The sequence below is a fragment of the Priestia sp. AB genome (assembly GCF_028369225.1).
Lineage (GTDB): Bacteria > Bacillota > Bacilli > Bacillales > Bacillaceae_H > Priestia > Priestia megaterium.
Genome location: NZ_JAQMYN010000001.1, coordinates 372,250 through 389,513 on the forward strand (window position 1 = coordinate 372,250; position 17,264 = coordinate 389,513).

The following is a 17,264-nucleotide window of genomic DNA, read 5'->3' on the forward strand; positions in this document are numbered from 1 at the left end:
GCTTTTTTAGTTATGATTTAGCTGCAGCTTTTTCAGCTTCTTGCTTTGCGTGATATTCAGCAGCAATTTTATCAATTTCTTTTTTTAGTTCCTCAACCATTGTTTCTTCAGGAACTTTGCGTACGATTTCGCCTTTGCGGAATAGTAGACCTTCACCGCGTGCTCCCGCAATCCCGATATCAGCTTCACGAGCTTCACCAGGACCGTTTACAGCGCAGCCAAGTACCGCTACTTTAATCGGTGCTTTTACAGTTGAAATATACTCTTCAACTTCATTAGCAATGCTAATTAAATCAATTTCAATACGTCCGCAAGTTGGGCAAGAAATAAGCGTTGCGGCATTGGAAGCTAAACCGAATGATTTTAGCAATTCGCGCGCAACTTTTACTTCTTCTACAGGATCCGCACTTAAAGAAATACGTAATGTATTTCCGATTCCTTTAGATAAAATAGCGCCAAGACCTGCTGCACTTTTTACAGTTCCTGCAAATAATGTACCTGATTCTGTAATTCCTAAGTGAAGAGGGTAGTCAAATGCTTGAGCAGCTTTTTCATAAGCTTCAATTGCCAAGTTAACATCCGATGCTTTCATTGAAACGATGATGTCATGGAAATCAAGATCTTCTAAAATTTTAATGTGATGAAGTGCACTTTCTACCATGCCATCTGCTGTCGGATAGCCGTATTTATCTAAAATACGTTTTTCAAGTGAACCAGCGTTAACTCCAATACGAATTGGAATATTTTTAGCTTTTGCAGCATTTACAACAGCTTCCACTTTTTCACGGCGACCGATATTACCAGGGTTGATACGGATTTTATCCGCTCCGCCTTCAATTGCTTTTAATGCTAAGCGGTAGTCAAAATGAATATCCACAACTAATGGAATGTTAATGCGTTTTTTAATTTCAGGGATTGCATCTGCTGCGCGCTCGTCTGGACAAGCAACACGAACAACTTGGCATCCTGCTTCTTCTAAACGTTTAATTTCTGCAACCGTTGCTTCAACATCATGTGTCTTAGTGGTTGTCATACTTTGAATAACTAACTCGTTGCTGCCTCCGATTGTTAAATCTCCAACTTTAACCGGGCGTGTTTTTGTACGATGTATAATTTCACTCACGTGATAATCTCTCCTTCAAAATGAAATCAAGAATTTGAATTCATTAATAGAATAACTCTTTATGAACAAAATAACTAGTAGAAAGTGCTACCTTAGCTATTTTAACAATGACTATCCCATCTTGACAAGAAGAATGCTGTCATTACTTGTAAATAGGGAACTTATACGTTTTTCCAATTTGAATATCCTCAGGCGCTGTACCGTTATTTAACTTTTTGAAGTCTGTAATCATTTGGTTCATAGAAACCGGTATCGATTTTTTTGTAAGCTCCTCAATGACGGACAAAACTGTATCGCCTGGCTTAATTTTTATTTTTGTATAGGTGGAAGAAGAGCTGGCGGCTTTTGTTTCTGCAGGCTGCGCTTTGCTGACTTGAACTGCTTCAGTAGCAGTGGGAATGGTCCCGTATTTAATGTCGTAGTGACAAATATATCCGATAAAAGCGAAAGCGGCTAATGCACATAGCTTTTTCATTATGCTCCTCCTTCATTCTTTTGCTTATGTGTAAAGCCTATGCTTGTCTTACTTAAATATGATTGGAGAACGAAAATTGAAGGAAAAATTAATGATTGTTTCATTAGGCTTATTGCCTTTAATCATGGTACTGGGAAATTCCATGCTCATTCCTCTGCTGCCAAGCATTCAAAAGTCACTTCACTTAAGCGGAGTTCAAACCAGTTTGATACTGAGTGCATTTTCGATTCCAGCTGCATTGTGTATCCCTGCCGTAGGGATTTTATCAGACCGGTATGGGCGTAAAAAGTTAATCATATATTCACTCGTTATGATGATAATAGGTAGTGTCATCGCTGCTAGTAGTGCTTCATTCTCTTCTGGGAGCTTTGCTGTGTTGATGGAAGGCAGAGTCATTCAAGGGATTGGAGCTGCAGGTACTACAACGTTGGCAATGGCATTAACTGGAGATGTATTTACAGGGGAAAAAAGAGCAAAAGTCCTCGGGGTTTTAGAAGTGTATAACGGAGTTGGAAAAGTGGTTGCACCGATAATTGGAGCATCGGCAGCACTCGTCGTATGGTATGCCGCGTTTTTTGTCTATCCTTTAGCTGCAGGTGCTGCTTTAGTAGGTATAGTGCTGTATGTGAGAGAAGGGAAAACAGGTTCGGGTTCAGTATCTGTTCAAGAATATTTAAAGAGAGCCATTGGGATTGTCTATGATAAAAGAAAATCGCTTTTTCCTTTATTCTTTGTCGGGGGATTGGGGTTGTTTTTATTATTTGGCATTTTATATTATTTATCTTTTCTAATAGAGGAAACGTATCATATAGACGGTTTTTTTAAAGGAACCGCTTTTTTATTTCCTCTTGGTGCGATGACGCTCGTTTCTTATTGGACCGGTCAACGCATCAAAACAGATGTAGAGCTCATGAAAAAATTAATGATAGTAGGGATAACTCTTTTATTCCTGATGTTTGGAGTATTAACGATTATTTATACGCTTCCTGTTCTGATGTTTTGTTTGACAGTCGCCTTTGGCGGCTTAGGATTTGTTCTTCCGTGTATTAATATGATGATTACTTCAGCGGCTTCAGACGAAGAAAGAGGGTTTATTGTATCTATTTATGGAACGGTGAGATTTTTAGGAGTAGCGTTGGGACCTGTTGTTTTTGAAGTGTGGATGCATGCTGAAAGGCTGATGTTTGTTTATAGCTTTATTCTGCTCACAGCAGGAGGTTTGTGGGTTTTGTATCAGTTGAAAATTCTTCCTTGTGCAATGGGAAGAAAAAAAGTTGTACCGAAATAAAGAGGCTGAGACTTAACTAAATCACCCCAATCACCAGCTAGAAGCAGCCGCATACATGAAACCTGCGTTCACCATATCAATAAAAAAATCCAAAAGAGGTGGATTCTCTATCAAGAATCTAGATTCCTCGTTTGGATTCTCCTTCAACTAAAATACGTTTGTCCCAGCATCTTTATTAGGTTTTACCTTTCTTCTTATAGGAACCCTTGTGACGAGCAACAAGTAAATGAAGAATGTTCCTATCCAGTAAAGAGAGCTATGTAGTGCTAGAGACAAAGAAAAAGCTTCAAAAAGCGTATAAAGCAGCGTGAAGGCTACCGTACTATAAGCGCTCAGTGCCCATAGCTGCTTGAAGGGAAGCTGCTTTTTAGCAATGAGTCCAATCAGCTTTCCAAGATAAGCAAGGCAGGTAATAGAAAGGAAGTTTAGTCCAGATGTTAATACGTACAGTAAAAGCATAGCGATAGGGACAAGTATGTATAAAGAAAATTTTTGTTCGTGCAGCAAGTTTAACAGTTCATTTTTATCTTTATGATGCCAGTTTAGCAACTCATATGAATACGTTTGTGTTTGTGAATTAGTCGTGATGTAAATTCCATCCTTTAAAAAACCAATGGCATGAGCAGGGGAATGAAATCGTTCAATAGACTGTGAGGGGTTTAAGATAAAAGCGGTACCGTTTACTTTTTTTGTGAAAGGTTGACTTGACGTAAGCTGTGAGTTTGAAATAGAAAAAGAAGAAACAGATTTCGGAAGATCTGTAGTAGCGATATGATAGCCGTTTACAATCGTCAAAGTCATAAAGAAAAATGTAGGCAGCAAAGAAATAAATGTTAAAAACAGCACAAAGCCAATTGTTTTATTCGTATGCTCAAAGCGAAGCGACCTTATTTTTTTGAAGGAAATAAAACTCCATGCCATCTTTTTCAGCATGCTCATTGTAAAGCCTCCTCTTATTGAAGATTCTGATTATACCTTATTTTATAGCGAAAATTTAAGGTTTACAATAGATTTTAGAAACCGTTACCAATTACAATGATGCGGTGGAGCGTTTTGTTACAAGCACATTTTATGCGTATATGTACAGGTTTTGCCGTCATTGTTTTTTTGGATATTACGGGCACCTTGAGGACCGTGCTGTTAATATTGCAGAGGTACACTCGAAAATCTTTATTTGAAGAGGTATTCGAAAGTAAAATAAAGGAAGTACTCGTCGTGCAAGGTCTTTCTTTATAGGAGTGGTTATTGTATGATAAATAGTAATAATAAAAAGGATAGGTGCGGGCATGGCTATTTTATGTTGGGCGTTAATTATCGTTAGCTTTGTTGTATCGTTTGTTGGGTTGGTTTATCCCATCATACCGAGCGTGCTATTTGTAGCTCTAGGATTTGTTATATACGGTTTATTTTATAATTTTAGCTCCTATAGCTGGTTATTTTGGGTGGTACAAGGATTGTTAGTTGTCGCACTTTTTTTAGCAGACTATATAGCTAATATTATTGGTGTGAAAAAATTCGGAGGCACTAAAGCAGGTGTTTGGGGAAGTACAGTTGGGCTGCTTGTAGGTCCGTTTGTCATTCCGGGATTTGGAATTATTTTAGGGCCGTTTATCGGAGCGATTGTAGGAGAACTGATTGTTCATCGGACCACAATTAGCAACGCAGTAAAAATTGGAGTAGGTTCGGTTATTGGCTTTTTTAGTGGCGCTATTTCAAAAGGATTTATTCAACTGCTGATGATTGCCTATTTTTTATACGCAGTTTTAAAATAATATATTGACTTTAGGCTAGAAACATGTTAAATTTTTAATGTCGCTAGTAAATGTTATATTGTTCCACAGTAGCTCAGTGGTAGAGCTATCGGCTGTTAACCGATCGGTCGTAGGTTCGAGTCCTACCTGTGGAGCCATGGCGGTGTAGCTCAGCTGGCTAGAGCGTACGGTTCATACCCGTGAGGTCGGGGGTTCGATCCCCTCCGCCGCTATTTTCCAATTTACGTTTGTGACTTACATAATTCATATTGTTCCACAGTAGCTCAGTGGTAGAGCTATCGGCTGTTAACCGATCGGTCGTAGGTTCGAGTCCTACCTGTGGAGCCATGTGGACCCTTAGCTCAGCTGGTTAGAGCAGACGGCTCATAACCGTCCGGTCGCAGGTTCGAGTCCTGCAGGGTCCACCATTTATAAGGTTGGAGGAATACCCAAGTCCGGCTGAAGGGATCGGTCTTGAAAACCGACAGGGGTGTTAAAGCCCGCGGGGGTTCGAATCCCTCTTCCTCCGCCATACTATTGTCTATTCAAAGCTTCTTTTGAGAAAAAGAAGCTTTTTTTATGTTTAAAAGAATAGTGAATGGGAATTAGGTAAATATAAATCATGGATTAGGAACTTTTTATTTGAAACAGTAGGGTAAATTTGCTAATCTAAACGTATATGGTGCTTTCGCGCCAAAATGCTTACATATTTTGAAGGAGGAATTATTCATGGCTTACAAATTACCAGAACTACCTTATGCATACGATGCACTGGAACCACATATCGACAAAGAAACAATGAATATTCACCACACAAAACATCACAACACATATGTTACAAATTTAAACGCTGCTGTTGAAGGCAAAGCGGATTTAGAAAGCAAAAGTATTGAAGAGTTAATTTCAAACTTAGATGCTGTTCCTGAAGATATCCGTACAGCAGTACGCAATAACGGTGGCGGTCATGCGAACCACTCATTATTTTGGACAATCCTTTGCCCTAACGGCGGCGGTGCTCCAACTGGTGAATTAGCAGACGCTATCGCTAGCAAATTCGGCAGCTTTGATCAATTCAAAGAAGAATTTGCAAATGCAGCTAAAACTCGCTTCGGTTCTGGCTGGGCTTGGTTAGTTGTAAACAACGGCGAATTAGAAGTAACAAGCACACCAAACCAAGATAGCCCATTAATGGAAGGTAAAACGCCAATTCTTGGTCTAGACGTTTGGGAGCACGCTTACTACTTAAATTACCAAAACCGCCGTCCAGATTACATTTCAGCATTCTTTAATGTTGTAAAATGGGACGAAGTTGCTAAGCGTTACGACGCTGCAAAATAAGCTAAAGACGTATTTAAGAGCCAGTAAAGTAATTATTACCTTTACTGGCTTTTTTGTTTTCCAATTCTTTTACATATCTCCTTTTCTTTTTCACACACTAGGTGTAGAAGAGAAAAGGAGTTTTTTGATATGCCTTTATTAAAAAAAGTAGTTGGAGATGTAGAAGTTAGTAAAGATTTACTTTTGCTTTTAATTATAGGCGGTCTTTATGCCTTGGCTATTTCAATTTCCAATTCGTTTGTTAACATTTATCTGTGGAAACAATCAGGCGAATTTTCGGATCTCGCTATTTATAATTTAGCGGTAGTGGTGCTTCAGCCGCTTACGTTTATTTTAGCAGGTAAATGGGCCAAACGAATTGACCGGGTTGTGGTTTTAAGGTTAGGTGTATCTTTTTTAGCTGTTTTTTATATCGCTGTATTAGTCAGTGGAGCTAACGCAGCCCAGTATTTAGTATTGCTTGGTGGACTGCTGGGTATAGGATACGGCTTTTATTGGCTAGCTTTTAATGTGCTAACTTTTGAAATTACAGAACCGGATACAAGAGACTTTTTTAACGGATTTTTAGGGATCTTAAACTCTTTTGCAGGGATGATTGGTCCTTTAGGAGCGGGCTTTGTTATTTCCGCTTTGTATGAATCACTTGGGTATAAAATTGTGTTTGGTGTATCGCTGCTATTGTTTATCGGTGCCGTTGTGCTTAGTTTTTTTATTACAAGACGCGCAGCGGAAGGAGTATACAAATTTAAAGAAGTATGGGCTGAACGAAAAGTCAATAAAGACTGGAATCGAATATTGCAGGCTCATTTCTTTCAAGGGTTGCGTGAAGGTACGTTCATTTTTGTTGTATCCGTCATGGTATTTATTACGACGGGAAGTGAATTAGCTTTAGGAACATATGGACTGGTGAATTCAGCGGTTGCATTTGTGGGATACTATGTTGCCTCAAGGTTTATTAAGCAAAAAAATCGCCTTCGGTTTATCTTCACAGGAGGCCTCCTTCTCTATGGAGCAGTCTTTTTGCTTATCTTTAACTTATCGTATCCAAAGTTAATTATATATGCTGTTTGTATTGCCATTGCCTATCCTATTTTATTGGTTCCATTCATTTCTCTAACGTACGATGTGATTGGACGAGCAAAAGACGTTGTTTCAAAAAGAATTGAATACATTGTTGTCAGAGAAGTATTTCTGAATATCGGGCGCGTCGTTTCTATATCTTTATTTTTAATAGCTGTACTATTTTTTGATGAAGCAAAAAGTATTCCCACTTTATTAGCTATTGTTGGAGCAGGGCATACGATCATTTATTTTTGTGTGAGACATATCTCACAGCCTCTGCACAAAAAAGAAACGACTGTTACTCCTCCGGTATTAAATGAAGGAGACGGAGAGTCTCCAGCTTAGAGTGTTGTCAGCTCCTTCATTTGTACTATGGAAAATGCTTCGCTTTTCTTTTAGAATAAATACGTTGTGTAAATAGGCACCTGCCAGGTGTCTATTTATTTGCTAAATGGCTGATTTTATGGTGTTATGGTATATATGTTTTATAAAGTGTAGGTGTTGGTATGAAAAAGAAAAAAAGAAGAAAAAGTCACGTGCCTTTTCGTGTGAACTTACTTTTCTTGACCGTATTTGCCCTATTTTCCGTATTAATTTTGCGGTTGGGACTTGTTCAAATTGTATACGGTGAGAATTACGAACGAGAAGTGGAAAAAACACAGGACGTTACGGTCAGTACGCCTGTTCCTCGAGGGAAAATGTACGATCGTTATAACCGCGTAATTGTAGATAATACCTCTTTAAATACGATTACATATACTCGTTTTCAAGGAAATACAGCTGAAGAAAGGCTGCGCATCGCTAAAAAGTTAGCCACTATGATCGATGTTCCTTACACCACAAATGTGATTGATATTCCGGAAAATAAAAAGAATAAAGATGCTAAAAATGTGGTAAAAATTACAGAACGCGATATGAAGGATTATTGGATTATGCTTCACCCTAAAGAAGCAGAACAGAAAATTACGCAAGCTGATCGCAAAAAAGTTCAAGATGGTGAAATGACTGATGACGAACTGTATCAACGTCAGTTAGACCGCATCTCTAAAAAAGATTTAGAAAGTCTAAAGAGTGATTTAGAAGTTCTCGCTATTAAGCGCCAAATGGAGGCAGGTTACTCTAACACCCCGCAAATTGTTAAGAGCGGTGTGACAAATGAAGAGTATGCCGTTGTAAGTGAGCACTTAGATGAACTTCCAGGTGTTGATACAACAACGTATTGGGATCGCTCATACCCAGAAAACAGTACTCTTCGTACTTTGCTTGGAAATGTATCATCTGCCAACGAAGGACTGCCTAAAGATAAAGTACAGTATTACTTGTCAAGAGGCTATAGCCGAAATGACCAAGTTGGGACGAGCTATTTAGAGAAGCAATACGAAGCTCAGCTCAGCGGTCAAAAAGAAAAAGTCCAATATGTAACAGATAAAAAAGGAAATCTCCTTGATACAATTCGAGTGTCTAAAGGTGAACGCGGCAGTGATTTGGTTTTAACTATTGATATGGAGCTTCAAAAAGCGGTAGAAAAACAAATTACGGACCAGCTTTTAGCTAAAAAGCAAATGAAAGGAACGCAATTTTTAGACCGTGCTTTTGTTATTATGATGGATCCTCACACAGGAGAAATTTTAACAATGGCAGGTAAAAAATACACCATTGATAAGAAGACTGGAGTGCCTAAAATAGAAGATTTTGCATTAGGAAATATTTCAACATCTTATACAATGGGCTCTGTTGTAAAAGGAGCAACGGTTTTAGCCGGCTTAGATTCAGGAGCTATTAAGCCAAACACAGTGTTCGTTGATGAACCGTTAAAAATTAAAGGAACACCGGTTAAAAAATCAGCTGAGGCTGAAGGGCTAGGACCCTTAACGTATTCATCTGCGTTAAAATATTCATCCAACGTATTTATGTTTAAAACGGTAATGGCTATGGCTGGGTTACAGTATCATAAAAACATGACTTTACCCATTAAACCTGATACATTCAGCGAACTGCGTTCTTACTACAGTCAGTTCGGCTTAGGCGTATCAACAGGCATAGACCTTGATAACGAATCAACAGGTGTCCAAGGTGGAAGCGATGTTCCAGGAACGGCGCTTGATTTAGGAATTGGTCAGTATGATACGTACACGCCGCTGCAGCTTGTTCAATATACTTCTGCAATAGCTAATGGAGGGTATCGCATTAAGCCGCAGCTAGTAAAAGAAATCCGAAAACCAACGATTAAAACCGATGAAATTGGCGGTACGCAGCATTCATTTGAACCTGATGTGTTAAATCGTATCACGATGAAAGAAGAATACATTAAAGATGTTCAAAGTGGCTTTAAGCGCGTTACGCAAGAACAAGGCGGTACAGGGTATGCAGCTTTCCATACAGCGAACTATAATCCTGCTGGTAAATCAGGAACGGCACAAGCCTATGAGAAAAACCCAAGCGGAGGGGATCCGATTAAAGTTAATAATTCAAACTTTGTGGCCTTTGCTCCGGCAAATAATCCTGAAATTGCAGTAGCTGTGGTGGTACCATCGGCATTTGTGCCAAGTGCACCAAATACCATTACGAAAGAGCTTGCTCGTTCTGCGCTCGATACGTATTTTGATTTAAAGAAAAAAGGTGAACAAGAAGTAAAAGATCAAGAAGAGAACCAACAGGCTGTCATTGCAAACGACGCCAATTAAAGAGGCTGGGACAAAAGCATATTAGTTGAAGTAAGGTCCGAACAAAGTTGATTAAGAATCAACTTTGTTCGGATTTTTTATTTGTAGGATGAACGTAGATTTCGTGTATGTAGGTGCTTTTAGCGGTTGATTGGAAGGCAAGGTGAAGACTCCTGCAGGAAAAGCGAAGCGACGAGGAGACTCACCGGCCGCCCGTGAAACGAAAATCAACAGCGGTATCGGAAGTAATTCATACTGGCTTATTTATCTAATTTACCCATCTTTAGATTGAATTAATTTAGTTATGTCTCTACCTCTTCTTTTTGTTAGAAATCTTTACATATATGGTTTTTTATTGAATTTAAGGGTCGTAAGAACTAGTTTTTTACCTAAAAAACACGCAGATAGACCTTCGTTTACAAAAGCTTTACATTGAGTTAAAACACAATTAATAGTCGGCTATTATTCTGTAAGTGTAAGGGTTAATAGAAATGATTAAAATAAGGGGAAGCGTTTCGGCTTCTCGTATTTATTTACACTGATAGTAAACAATAGATATTAAATAGACATAGAGAGACTTTTATTGTGCTCAAAACGGTTAAAGACGATGAAGGAGGATTATCCAATGGCAATAACAATGGAATTGACTAACAAAGAAAAAGTAAATACTCCGCAAACAAAAGAAATTGTATATAAAACAAAAGGTTTGAATTTATGGTATGGCAACACACATGCCTTAAAAAATATTGATTTAGACATTCATGCTAACGAAGTTACCGCGATCATCGGTCCATCAGGCTGCGGAAAATCAACATATATTAAAACATTAAATCGTATGGTAGAAATGACTCCAATTGTCCGTACATCAGGTGAGATTGAGTATAGAGGGAAAAATATTTTTGATAAATCGTACCACGTGGAAGAGCTGCGCACGCAAGTAGGAATGGTTTTCCAAAAGCCAAATCCGTTCCCGAAATCTATTTATGATAATATTGCGTACGGTCCAAGAATTCATGGTGTTCGCAACAAGAAAAAACTAGATGAAATTGTTGAAAAAAGTTTACGAGGAGCAGCTATTTGGGACGAAGTTAAAGATCGTTTGAATCAAAATGCAAATGGGTTGTCAGGTGGACAACAGCAGCGTATCTGTATTGCGCGATGCTTGGCAATTGAACCTGACGTTATTTTAATGGATGAGCCTACTTCTGCGCTCGATCCAATTTCAACATTAAAAGTAGAAGAGTTAGTACAAGAATTAAAGAAAGACTTCAGCATTATTATTGTTACCCATAATATGCAGCAAGCGGCACGTATTTCAGATAAAACAGCATTTTTCTTAAATGGAGAAGTGGTAGAGTACGCAGAAACAGATAAAATCTTCTCAATGCCATCTGATAAACGCACAGAAGATTATATTACAGGTCGTTTTGGTTAAGACATACAAGGAGATGGGATGAGTGGTTGTACGCGAAAAGTTTCATGGTGATTTAAAGATATTACGTGAAAAATTATTAGAAATAGGGCGCTTAACACATGAGGCGCTATCAAAATCAATTGAAGCGTTGCAAACAAGCAACGTTGAGCTGGCGCTAGAAATTATCGACGGCGATTCATACGTGGATGACTTAGAAGAAGAAATTAATGACCTAGCTATCTTACTGATCGCAAAGCAGCAGCCGGTGGCTATCGATTTAAGACGTATCATTGTGGCAATTAAAATTGCTTCGGATGTTGAGCGTATGGCAGATTTTGCGGTTAACGTAGCAAAATCAGCTATACGAATTGGAAACGAAGAATTAATTAAGCCGTTAGAACACGTAAAGAAAATGCACGATATTTCGATTGAAATGTTGAGCCTTTCGTTAAAAGCTTATCACGAGGAAGATCTTGTGCTGGCTAAAAAAGTAGCGGAAATGGACGATCAAGTGGATGAGCTCTACGGAATAACAATCAAAGAACTTTTAAGTCTTGCTAAAGAAAAGCAGGAGGCTATGAACCAAATTACGCAGCTTTTATTTGTAGCCCGCTATTTAGAGCGTATGGCTGATCATACCACTAACGTAGCAGAAAGCGTATTTTACCTTGTAAAAGGCAAACGCTACGACTTAAACGAATAGTAGAAAAACCTCTTCTAATAAGCGAAGAGGTTTTTTTGTTAGTAAATTATAATTACTATGTTAACCTGAATTTTTAACACAAATCGACAAATTGCGTTTATTGTGGCAACTTTTTCTGAATGGTAAGATGTTAATAAGTTTATACGGCATTTATATGTAGAAAAAACATTCTAAGAAACGAAGTGATAAAACAGTGGCTGCTAATCTTATTCAAAACTTAAATGTGTGTATAGCTACTCAGCTTGACTCATCTCGTATTTATGTTCACTGGTCGTTTTCTGAGCATATTCGAGAGATGGTAGAAAGTATGTTTTCGACACGGTGGGAAGAATTGAATCTAGCTATGTGTACGTATGATATAACAGGTCTTCATTTTAACGGCCATGAATCAAACCGCTATTATATGAAGGGTCTTACTCCTAAGCAAGACTTCATGTTTATGAACAGCTTGGAAAGTGAGCGCACGTATGTAATAGATATTGGTATTCAAGATAAAGAAGGAAGTTTTTTTTCCCTTCTTCGTTCGAATCCAGTTTATTTGATGAAAGAAAAATATGAACAAGTGAATGTAACTTCGTTAGGCTGGATGTACGAACCTGTAAAAGTTCACCAGGGTGTTCAAAATGAATTTAGCACATATTCCTTATATTCAAATGACTTGGAGCAGGTGAAGAAGCAATATGAATAGTGATGACTGTATTCTTTTAACTTATATGCATTGTCCGTTGCTACATGTACTTCAAACAGAGAGTGAGTATCTGCTGTTTGAACAATTAACGAATGAGTTCATCCCTTTTTTAGATCAAATTGAGTCTAAGAAATTGATAGGTGCAACAGCTGTGATGTCTTGTGTGTTTTTGAACGCATTAAACGACGAGGAGTTTAATGCTCGTTACGCTCAATATTTACACCAGTTTTCAAGCCGGCAGCATCAGAGAGCACTCACCTTTTTAAAAAAGTGGAACGGGAGCTTGTTCTCAGCCTGCAAATATTTTTTTCAGCATGACATGATGGAGTGTATTCCTACTACCGTAACGAACGCGTTCGTTTCCACCCTTAAAACCGAACAAACATTAAATCTCCAAACTACAGAAGCAATACGTGTTTTTCAACAGTTTTTTGAAAAAAAGCCCGTCGGTTTTTTTATACAGCAAGGAGAGTATACTCATCAAGTAGATATGCTCCTAAAATCTCATGAAATGCGCTATACCTTTGTGAAGTCATCAACAGATGAACTAAAAAAGTCGCCTGCTGGCATTATCTTGTTTCCATATCCTAAGCAAGGAAAACAAGTTGAGGAAGGAACAATCAATAAAGCGAGCGTTTTTTTGGATTTGAAGGCTAAGGACACGCTTGGCTTTCAGCGAATGCAAGCAGCAAGCGGTATATTTCAATATCCTTTAGATTACGCGAGGGATATAGAGTTTCATCAAAACGAAACTCTTGCACTCTACGGTGCAACAAAAAGCGCCGAATTTGTCAGTGAGAACAATCAATTGTTTATTTCAACCGTACAGAAGTCAGAGGCGATGCTAGATGTTATCGATTCTAAACATCCTAGCGTGGTGAATGCTATCTACCGACAGTGGCTCCTTTTAAGTAGCAGCGATTGGCTTTATAATTTTGAAAAAGTCAAAGATGAATACGAAAGGCAAGTAAAACTATTTGATTTTCTTTGTCACGAAGAGAATCCAAGGATGGATAGCGAAAACAGTTTTCTTTCAGGAAGTTCTTTTTTATACCCTAAAAAAGAGATAGAGCCGGCGGCTTTATCAGTAACTCAATATAAAGGCGGTCTCTCCATTTTAATGCTTGCATGGGAATTCCCTCCTCTAGTTATCGGAGGACTTGCACGACATGTATTTGATTTATCCAGAGCGTTAGCAAAGGCGGGCCATCACGTTAGTGTATTAACAACGTATGTAGAGGGGCTGCCGGAATATGAGCGTTTATATGGTGTTCACGTTTACCGAGTTAAAAGCCTGCAGCCTCATCATCCGGATTTTTTGACATGGGTAAACAGTTTGAACGTGGCTATGGCTCTTAGAGGACTGCAGTTAGGCTACAAGCTGTCTTTTGACGTTATTCATGCTCATGACTGGCTTGTTGCCTCCGCTGCAAAATGTTTAGCAGATAAAACGGATAGACCGCTAATTACGACCATTCATGCAACAGAACATGGGCGCAATAATGGTATTCATAATGACATGCAGCAAAAAATTCACTTGCAAGAAGAGGAGCTGATTCGACAATCAAGCTCAATCATTGTCTGCAGCGACTATATGAAGAAGGAATTAATCACTTTATTTCACGTAGAGCAAGATAAAATTGCTATATTTCCAAATGGGATTGACAAGCAGCTGGTAGTCGACGCAGTAAATGAGCGGTTAAAAGAAAGTTTACAAAAGAAATATAATTTTAGAAAGGCCCCTATTATTTTTTCAATTGGACGAATTGTATATGAAAAAGGATTTCAGCTATTTATTGAAGCAGCGGAACTATTTAAGAAAAAACAAATAGATGTTCAATTCGTTGTGGCAGGAAAAGGGCCTTTACTTCATGAGTTTCGAACACAGGTAAGTGAAAAGCAACTAGACAAATACGTGTATTTTATTGGATACATTACCGATAACGAGCGAAATCAGCTTCTTCAAGCTTGCAAAATGGTTGTTTTTCCAAGTTTATATGAACCTTTTGGAATTGTGGCTTTAGAGGGGATGGTAGCCAAGAAGCCAACTATCGTTGCCGATACAGGAGGTCTAAGCGATATTGTTTCACATTTCGACACGGGCCTGACGTTCGCCCGAGGAGATACGCTCGAATTAATCAACTGTATTGAATTTTTGTTAAAAAATGAAAAAACGGCTGCAAAAATCAGCGAAAATGGGTATAGAAAAGCAACAACTATGTTTAGCTGGGAAAAAATCGCTATTGATACAAGTAAGCTGTTTCAACATCACATTTGCCAGGATAAAAAAAGAAGGGAGGCAAAAAATTGAAAGCCATTATACTTGCTGGCGGTAAAGGAACAAGACTGCAGCCCTTGACCTATACGATTCCAAAGCCTATGCTGCCGCTTTACGATAAACCTGTGATGGAATATAGCATTGAACTGCTTAAGAAACATGGAATTACAGAGATTGGGATTACGCTGCAGTATAGGCATGAACAAATTATTGAATACTTCGGGGATGGCTCTCAGTGGGGAGTGACGCTTACTTATTTTATCGAAAAAGAGCCTCTTGGAACAGCGGGCGGAATTAAGCGAGCAGAGGCCTTTATTGAGGAAGACTGTATTATTATTAGTGGAGATGCCTTAACAGAAATTAATCTTCAAGACGTTATTCATTTTCATTATGAACAAAAAAGCGAAATGACCATTGTTACAAAAGAAGTAAACGACGTGCGGGGTTATGGAGTGGTGACGATAGATGAAGGGCATCGAGTCACGGAATTTGTAGAGAAACCGACCTACGAACAGGCCAATAGCCGATTGATTAATACGGGAGTGTATGTGATCAAAAAATCCGTTCTTGATTACGTGAATTCTTATGGTCCTACAGATTTTAGCTTTGACATTATCCCGCTTCTTTTGGAATATAATCATACTGTGTGCAGTTTTGTAACGGAAGATTATTGGATTGATATTGGGCAAATCCACCATTATCGTCAAGCACACTATGATTTGTGGAGGAAGTGGTTTGGCAATAGACAGGAAAGTATTGTCTCAGATGACGCGCTTATAGAAGAAGGGGTGACTATTTACGATCCGGTTTACGTAGGAGAAAATGTGGTGATTAGAAAAGGTGCTTCAATTGGTCCTTACACGATTATCGGAACCAATAGTATCATAGAAGCACATGCTGCAATCGATAAAACAATTTTGCTTCAAAACGTAACGGTGGGGGCAGAATCGTTTTTATACAACGCTACGATAGGTCCCTATGTAAATGTTCAAGCAATGACTACGTATGTCCAAGATACAGTAGCTGAAAATCAAGTACTACCTCAACTTTCTGTAAAACCAGATGTTTCTATCTTCAAAAACGGTCGCCTGTATGTCCATTCATCTGTTGATCGAGAAAGACTGTACAATGCGTTATTACTTGTATGCAAACACCAAGGGTCTTTCTGTCTAGCAAGCGATGATGAAGGAGAAGCCATTCAACTTCGCAAAGAATGCTTTTCTTTTTTACGGAGTAATCATTCAGCTGTGTATGATATTAAAAAAGAAGCTCTTCCGGTATTTCGATATTACATGATGACTTCACAAGCGAGCATTGGTATTTATATTGGTGTGGATAGCAAAAACAGCGGCCTCTTTTTAGAAATATATGACAATAAAGGGCAATTAGTTAATCAGCTTATTGAAAAAAAGATTGAGCGGATGTACCTTCAAGCTAAACAAGCAAACATAACAACTTCTGTTTCACTTAAAGAAACAAGCATAGGAAATATCAGGGAAGAATATTGTGATGCTTTAGTAAAATCAATTAATCAGCATGTTTTATTAGAAGACAGTACGCGGATTGGCGTAATTTGTTCGCCGTTTATACAGGAAGTTGTCGAACTATTATGTAAGCGTCTTCGTGTCCATGTTTTATTTTTAAACAAATGGGAGAAAATAGAAGAAATCAAACGAATAATTAAACAAAATAAGCTGTCTTTTTGTATTCAGATTAAAGAAGATGGAGAAACATTTGCTCTATATGATGAAAAAGGCTGCAACGTAAATGACTCAGAAATTATGTCGCTTTATATTTATAGCGTATACATGACAAAAAAAGTAGCATTCGTTCCTATCCCTATACACTATTCATCGACACTAGAAACATTTGCTCAATCTCTCAATCAATCCTTTATGAGGACAAAAGCAAAAAAACGTGATTTGCTTAGTCTTTTGGGGCCCGTTCAATTTCAGTTGGATGCCATGTACGCTTTATGTCAGCTGATCGAATTAATTATGGTGCAACAGCGGAAAATTTCTGAAATGATTCAATATGTCCCGCACGCTTATATGAACTGGCGGTACATTTCATGTCCGCTAGAAATTCAAGAGCAAGTGATGAAGAAACTATTAGAAGAAGCAATCGGTAAACAAGTGTATGTCATTGATGGCTTAAAGATTTACCATGATCCCCATGAATGGACGCTTATTTTGCCCGATGGTCACTTGCCTGTATTAAATATTTATTCAGAGGCGTTGAACACTCAGACTGCCAAGAAGCTGTCGGCATATTTTGTAGAAAAAATACAAGAGTATCAAAGAGTGTAAATAATGGCTTTTATTTAAAAGAAAGGAAGTACGCCTATCATAAAAAGAGTTCCGCTTATTTCAAGAAACTTCATCTGTATATAAGGCATAGCAGAGAAGGAGCTCAGGGATCTAAGAGAAAAGAAAAAGTGAAGAAATGAAATTAAATGACTTTCTTCAAAAAAACAGACTG

General features: G+C 38.3%; 14 protein-coding genes and 5 tRNA genes. 16 read left to right on the forward strand and 3 right to left on the reverse strand.

Annotated elements, in window-relative coordinates; translation table 11 throughout:
* Positions 1-10 precede the first annotated feature (10 nt).
* Positions 11-1,114, reverse strand: a complete 1,104-nt coding sequence (gene ispG / locus POF52_RS01875) for a flavodoxin-dependent (E)-4-hydroxy-3-methylbut-2-enyl-diphosphate synthase (protein ID WP_201763664.1) — start codon at positions 1,112-1,114, stop codon at positions 11-13.
* Positions 1,115-1,265: 151 nt separating this feature from the next.
* On the reverse strand, positions 1,266-1,598 hold the full coding sequence (locus POF52_RS01880; RefSeq protein ID WP_013059203.1) for a hypothetical protein: 333 nt from the start codon (positions 1,596-1,598) through the stop codon (positions 1,266-1,268).
* Positions 1,599-1,674: 76 nt separating this feature from the next.
* Here POF52_RS01880 and POF52_RS01885 point away from each other — a divergent pair, with 76 nt between their 5' ends.
* A complete protein-coding gene (locus POF52_RS01885; RefSeq protein WP_271989414.1) occupies positions 1,675-2,886 on the forward strand; it encodes an MFS transporter in 1,212 nt (403 codons plus the stop codon).
* 147 nt (positions 2,887-3,033) lie between these two features.
* On the opposite strand, the gene POF52_RS01890 is transcribed toward POF52_RS01885, so the two are convergent.
* Positions 3,034-3,825, reverse strand: a complete 792-nt coding sequence (locus tag POF52_RS01890; RefSeq protein WP_074893565.1) for a DUF1189 domain-containing protein — start codon at positions 3,823-3,825, stop codon at positions 3,034-3,036.
* A gap of 347 nt (positions 3,826-4,172) precedes the next feature.
* Here POF52_RS01890 and POF52_RS01895 point away from each other — a divergent pair, with 347 nt between their 5' ends.
* The 15 genes from POF52_RS01895 (at position 4,173) to POF52_RS01965 (ending at position 17,092) form a co-directional block, all read left to right on the forward strand.
* Complete coding sequence (locus POF52_RS01895; protein ID WP_013085034.1) at positions 4,173-4,658, forward strand: DUF456 domain-containing protein; 486 nt, start codon at positions 4,173-4,175, stop codon at positions 4,656-4,658.
* Between the two features lie 62 nt (positions 4,659-4,720).
* A tRNA-Asn gene (locus tag POF52_RS01900) sits at positions 4,721-4,795 on the forward strand.
* Between the two features lies 1 nt (position 4,796).
* Positions 4,797-4,870: transfer RNA gene (locus tag POF52_RS01905), tRNA-Met, on the forward strand.
* A gap of 40 nt (positions 4,871-4,910) precedes the next feature.
* Positions 4,911-4,985: transfer RNA gene (locus POF52_RS01910), tRNA-Asn, on the forward strand.
* Between the two features lie 3 nt (positions 4,986-4,988).
* A tRNA-Ile gene (locus POF52_RS01915) sits at positions 4,989-5,065 on the forward strand.
* Between the two features lie 11 nt (positions 5,066-5,076).
* Positions 5,077-5,169: transfer RNA gene (locus POF52_RS01920), tRNA-Ser, on the forward strand.
* Between the two features lie 197 nt (positions 5,170-5,366).
* Positions 5,367-5,975 (forward strand): superoxide dismutase SodA, encoded by a 609-nt coding sequence (gene sodA, locus POF52_RS01925; RefSeq protein WP_013059198.1) that lies wholly within the window; start codon positions 5,367-5,369, stop codon positions 5,973-5,975.
* Positions 5,976-6,104: 129 nt separating this feature from the next.
* Positions 6,105-7,382: an MFS transporter gene (locus POF52_RS01930; protein WP_271989418.1), complete on the forward strand. Its 1,278-nt coding sequence runs from the start codon at positions 6,105-6,107 to the stop codon at positions 7,380-7,382.
* A gap of 161 nt (positions 7,383-7,543) precedes the next feature.
* Complete coding sequence (locus POF52_RS01935) at positions 7,544-9,721, forward strand: peptidoglycan D,D-transpeptidase FtsI family protein (RefSeq protein WP_176583480.1); 2,178 nt, start codon at positions 7,544-7,546, stop codon at positions 9,719-9,721.
* 142 nt (positions 9,722-9,863) lie between these two features.
* Positions 9,864-9,992 carry a hypothetical protein gene (locus POF52_RS01940; protein ID WP_271989421.1) on the forward strand — a complete coding sequence of 43 codons (129 nt, stop codon included), beginning with the start codon at positions 9,864-9,866 and terminating at the stop codon, positions 9,990-9,992.
* Between the two features lie 345 nt (positions 9,993-10,337).
* Positions 10,338-11,135 carry a phosphate ABC transporter ATP-binding protein PstB gene (gene pstB / locus POF52_RS01945; protein ID WP_370506071.1) on the forward strand — a complete coding sequence of 266 codons (798 nt, stop codon included), beginning with the start codon at positions 10,338-10,340 and terminating at the stop codon, positions 11,133-11,135.
* A gap of 22 nt (positions 11,136-11,157) precedes the next feature.
* Entirely contained in the window at positions 11,158-11,817 is a 660-nt protein-coding gene (phoU, locus tag POF52_RS01950; protein ID WP_013059193.1) for a phosphate signaling complex protein PhoU, read from the forward strand.
* A gap of 193 nt (positions 11,818-12,010) precedes the next feature.
* Positions 12,011-12,505 (forward strand): DUF4912 domain-containing protein, encoded by a 495-nt coding sequence (locus tag POF52_RS01955; RefSeq protein WP_013085028.1) that lies wholly within the window; start codon positions 12,011-12,013, stop codon positions 12,503-12,505.
* A complete protein-coding gene (locus tag POF52_RS01960; protein ID WP_271989427.1) occupies positions 12,498-14,816 on the forward strand; it encodes a glycosyltransferase in 2,319 nt (772 codons plus the stop codon). The genes POF52_RS01955 and POF52_RS01960 overlap by 8 nt, the downstream gene beginning before the upstream one ends.
* The gene (locus POF52_RS01965) at positions 14,813-17,092 is read left to right on the forward strand and encodes a sugar phosphate nucleotidyltransferase (protein ID WP_271989429.1); all 2,280 of its coding nucleotides are present in this window, start codon (positions 14,813-14,815) and stop codon (positions 17,090-17,092) included. The genes POF52_RS01960 and POF52_RS01965 overlap by 4 nt, the downstream gene beginning before the upstream one ends.
* Positions 17,093-17,264 lie beyond the last annotated feature (172 nt).